General features: G+C 66.7%; 1 protein-coding gene. It reads left to right on the top strand.

What is annotated here, in order from left to right; genetic code table 11:
• Window positions 1-594 precede the first annotated feature (594 nt).
• Window positions 595-2,061: a group II intron reverse transcriptase/maturase gene (gene ltrA, locus ACFY4A_RS42465; protein ID WP_390834653.1), complete on the top strand. Its 1,467-nt coding sequence runs from the start codon at window positions 595-597 to the stop codon at window positions 2,059-2,061.
• The last annotated feature ends 118 nt before the right edge of the window (window positions 2,062-2,179 follow it).

The raw sequence follows: 2,179 nt of genomic DNA on the forward strand, positions 1-2,179 counted from the left end.
GGTAGTGCGCCGTGAAGCGCACGTTGTTCGAGTGGCGGTGAAAGGACGCCACCGCTGCCCTGTCGCAGCAGGGCGGTTGAAGCTGAGGGCAGCCTGACCCGGGAGGTGCCGGGGAGGGTGGCAAGCGGCCCTGACAAAGCCGGGACGTGTCAGTACTGCCAGATGGTGCGGGTCCGGCAAGCAAGACGGAGAGGAGTACGCGAGGAACCGGTGTCAACGCTCCCTGACTCCACACCAGCTCGAACCTGGCGGATCTGGGCTGGATGCGGTGCGTCCCTGCTTTGTACCTGGAGCGGGGAACTTCCGGATGGCAGTGGTCTGTCGCTCGGGAAGGCCACGGTGAAGTGCTGCGGGGTAGCCGTGGCGATGCCGCGGGGGTATAGCCGGGCTCCTCCTCCGTCGATCGAACAGCGAGTGAACACGGGAACCGTCCCGGTCCTGACCTCGGACAATGCGTCCAGCGGTGTTCGAGGCTGGGCCCACCGTCGGCCGACCGGGCCGGGACGGGGCGGAGCCGCCGTAGTACTCCGAGCCGGGGAGAGCCCGGCACATGGGGAAGGGCGGCAGCGGAATCGAGAAGGGAAGGAGGCTGCAATGCCGAAAGACGCGCCGCTGAACAGCGACGCACCGGAGGCCCTCATGGGGTCTCACCAGCGGGTATCGGGGATGCAGGCCAAACTTCACCGTTGGGCGGCGGCCGATGACGGCCGCAGGTTCGACGATCTGTTCAACCTCGTGTGCGACCCGGCGACGCTGCTTGTGGCGTTCGAACGGGTCGCGGGCAACAAAGGGGCCAAAACGCCCGGAGTGGACGGCATCACAGTCGTCAACGTCGAGCAGGAGACTGGCCCGTATGGGTTCCTGGAGGAACTTCGCCACGTACTTAAATCGGGTGAGTTCCGCCCGCTGCCGGTGGGTGAACGCAAGATCCCCAAGCCCGGCGGCAGCGGGAAGGTGCGCAAGCTCGGCATCCCGACCGTGGCCGACCGGGTGGTCCAGGCAGCCCTCAAGCTGGTGCTGGAGCCGATCTTCGAGGCCGACTTCAAGCCGGTCTCCTACGGCTTCCGGCCCCTGCGGCGGGCACACGACGCGATCGCCGAGATCCACTTCTACGGTACCCACGGCTACCGCTGGGTCCTGGACGCGGACATCGAGGCGTGCTTCGACTCGATCGACCACACGGCCCTCATGGACCGGGTGCGAGCACGAGTCAAGGACAAGCGCGTGCTGCGGCTGGTCAAGGCGTTCCTCAAGGCCGGCGTCCTCACCGAGGACAACAACCGCGAGGACACCTACACCGGCACCCCGCAGGGCGGTATCCTCTCCCCTCTGCTGGCGAACATCGCCCTGTCGGCGCTCGATGAGCACCTGACCAGGCCGTGGGAGCCGGGCGGGGAGATGGTCACCGCCTACCAGCGCAGGCGTCGCCGTGCCGCCGGGCGTCCGAACTGGCGCATCGTCCGCTACGCGGACGATTTCGTGGTTCTGACCGCCGGTGAACGCGGTGATGCCGAAGCGTTGCGCGAGGACATCGCCGACGTGTTGCGACCGCTCGGGCTTCGCCTCTCCGAGGCCAAGACGCAGGTGGTGCACATGTCGGAAGGGTTCGACTTCCTGGGGTTCCGCATCCAGTGGCGCCGCAAGCGAGGAACGGACAAGTGGTACGTCTACACCTTCATCGCTGACCGTCCCATCCGGCAGCTGAAGGACAAGATCCGTGCCCTCACGAGCAGAACGTCGCAGATGAATCCCAGGGACGTGCTGATCAGGCTCAACCAGATCATGCGCGGCTGGGCCAACTACTTCAAGCACGCGGTCGCGAAAGTCACCCTGAAATCCCTCGCCAGATTCGTCTGGCACCGGGTGATCAGCTGGTGGATCGTGCTGCACCGCTGGAGGTGGAAGGACGTCCGCCGACGCTTCACCGACCACAACGGCCGGTGGAAGCCCCTGTCGGCGGACGGGATCGAGCTGTTCAGCCTCCAGACGGTGACGGTCTCCCGTTACCGCTACCGGGGCGACACGATCCCCAGCCCCTGGGCGCATCTCAACCCCGCCTGAACGGCAGAGACCGTGGAGAGCCCGGTGCGGTGAGAGCCGCACGCCGGGTTCGGCGAGCGGCACGGAGAAACGGACCGGTGACAACACCGGCACCGCGCTCCGTGCCGACTCAACAGAC

Origin of the sequence: Streptomyces sp. NPDC001292 (assembly GCF_042896465.1) — a bacterium.
Lineage (GTDB): Bacteria > Actinomycetota > Actinomycetes > Streptomycetales > Streptomycetaceae > Streptomyces.